Consider the following 1,662-nt stretch of genomic DNA (forward strand, 5'->3'; position numbering starts at 1 on the left):
GGCCAAATGAAAGAGGATCAGCGGCTTCCATTTGCCTCCAAGGATCGCGAGAGCCGCTTCCAGACCGCATTGGAAATTCGTCTCGCTCATTGTGATCTCCGAATTCGGACACTTACGAAATAGTCAGTACTGGATTGCAGGTATGCTTGGTCTTACTTGAATTCGGCGATGATGTCGACGGGCATCGTCCTTCCCCATTCAGGCCCAAACCCGCGGATAGGGCTGCCAACATAGGTGAGCAGACATGAGCAATCCAAACCAGCCCTTGCTGGATCCAATCCGCCTGGGCGACGTCGATCTACCCAACCGCATCATCATGGCATCCATGACCCGCGCCCGCACGGACAACCCCGGCTTTGTTCCCAACGAGCTTCAGGCGCGATATTACGCACAGCGTGCATCCGCCGGACTGATCCTCACGGAGGGGACTTGGCCCAACCGCGAAGGCGTCGGCTTTATAAACGTGCCCGGGCTTTACACTCAGGATCAAGCCGACGGGTGGCGCCGGGTCACGGACGCCGTCCATCAGGCTGGGGGGCGCATCTTCGTCCAGCTCGGCCACATCGGATCCTCATCGCATCCAGAACTGCTTGATGGCGCGTTGCCGCTGGCCCCATCGGCAATTAACCCGGGATTGAAGGCGTACACCCCATCCGGTTTCCAGGAAACCGTGACGCCACGGGCGATGGATCTCGGCGATATCGCGCGAACGGTCGAGGACTATGCTAAGGCGGCCCGCTTGGCAAAGTCCGCTGGCTTCGATGGAGTCGAGTTACATGGCATCAGTACCTATCTGATCCCGACCTTCCTTTATGAAGCGCTCAATCAGAGGACGGACAACTATGGAAGCACGCCTGAAAATCGCGCGAGGTTCCCGCTCGAGATTATCGATGCCCTTGTGAGCGTTTGGGCGCCGGGGCGCGTCGGAATGAAGCTCAGCCCGGCCTTGACTGGTCTCGGCAATGTCATCGCTGGAACCGAAACGCTGGCAACGTTCGAATACTTGGTCAGTGAATTGTCGAAGCGTAATCTCGCCTACCTGCAGCTGATGAATCCGATAAGCGATCTGACAGGGACACCTGTGGAGGTTCTCGGCCAAGGCGTTGCCAAGCATTTCCGGCCGCTTTATTCCGGCAATCTGATTGCCAATGGCGGCTACACCTTCGAGAGTGGTAATGCTGTCATCCGTGATGGCCTCGCCGATGCTGTTGCCTTTGCCGCGCCCTTCATCTCCAATCCCGACCTGGTCGAGCGCTTCTCCAAAGACATCAAGCTCACCCCCAGCAATCCGGATACCTACTACAGCGGGGGAGCCGTGGGCTATTTGGACTATCCCGCCGCGATCGAACAAGTCGGCGCTTGATAGTAAGCATCAAATCCTCCTTCATCGGGTGGCGAGTATTTTGAGACCCTCGCTGCCCGATGGTACTGGCTTAAAGTGGAAGGAGAACAAGCCTCGCCTTAAAGAGCATTCCTGAGGTTGTATCTTGAACTGCCCCCATTTTCGACCGGACACTCAGCATAAGCAGGAAGGCTCAAGCACAGGCTTGAGGATAAGCTTATGTCTAACGAGTTTCGACAGGTTGACTTGATGATCGGTGACGTCCGGCGGCGACGCTGGACAACGGAACGCAAACTGCAGATCATCGAGGAAAGCTATGC

The 1,662-nt window shown here is 56.8% G+C and carries 1 protein-coding gene; it reads left to right on the plus strand.

Features of this window, described 5'->3' with window-relative positions; translation table 11 throughout:
* Positions 1 to 244: 244 nt before the first annotated feature.
* The gene (locus AC1D35_RS35970) at positions 245 to 1,363 is read left to right on the plus strand and encodes an alkene reductase (RefSeq protein ID WP_477942765.1); all 1,119 of its coding nucleotides are present in this window, start codon (positions 245 to 247) and stop codon (positions 1,361 to 1,363) included.
* Positions 1,364 to 1,662 lie beyond the last annotated feature (299 nt).

The organism is Rhizobium sp. P1_E6 (assembly GCF_056405875.1).

Bases quoted from the DNA above. Each gene is read 5' to 3' on its own strand.
- AC1D35_RS35970 (WP_477942765.1), top strand. From the start codon at position 245: ATGAGCAATCCAAACCAGCCCTTGCTGGATCCAATCCGCCTGGGCGAC.